This is a genomic window from Streptomyces sp. SP17BM10 (genome assembly GCF_036322405.1).
Classification (GTDB): domain Bacteria; phylum Actinomycetota; class Actinomycetes; order Streptomycetales; family Streptomycetaceae; genus Kitasatospora.
Window position 1 is genome coordinate 1 of sequence record NZ_JAQYXB010000440.1, and the last position, 272, is coordinate 272.

Here is a 272-nt window from a genome sequence, read left to right on the forward strand (position 1 = left end):
AGCTCCTGATCGAGGAGAGCGGCGTGCCCACCGAGATCACCGAGGTCCCGGCCCCCGAGGGCACCGGCCCGGAGACCGAGTGGCAGCAGCTCGACGTCACCGTCGCCCGCGACAGCCTCGGCTGGACCCCCCGCCGCACCCGCATCCGCGCACGAGGGGGAGCCATCGGAGACCGTTTCCGGCGCGGAACCTTCGCCGGCCTGGCCACCGGCCGGGCGAACGCCTTCGGGGCGCTGCGCCTGCTGCTCGCCGCCACCGTGGTGGTGTCGCAC

The 272-nt window shown here is 75.4% G+C and carries 1 pseudogene; it reads left to right on the forward strand.

Annotated features, from left to right (window positions below):
* Nucleotides 1-23 precede the first annotated feature (23 nt).
* Nucleotides 24-272 (forward strand): annotated as a pseudogene (locus tag PUR71_RS05160) (hypothetical protein); the annotation flags it as partial.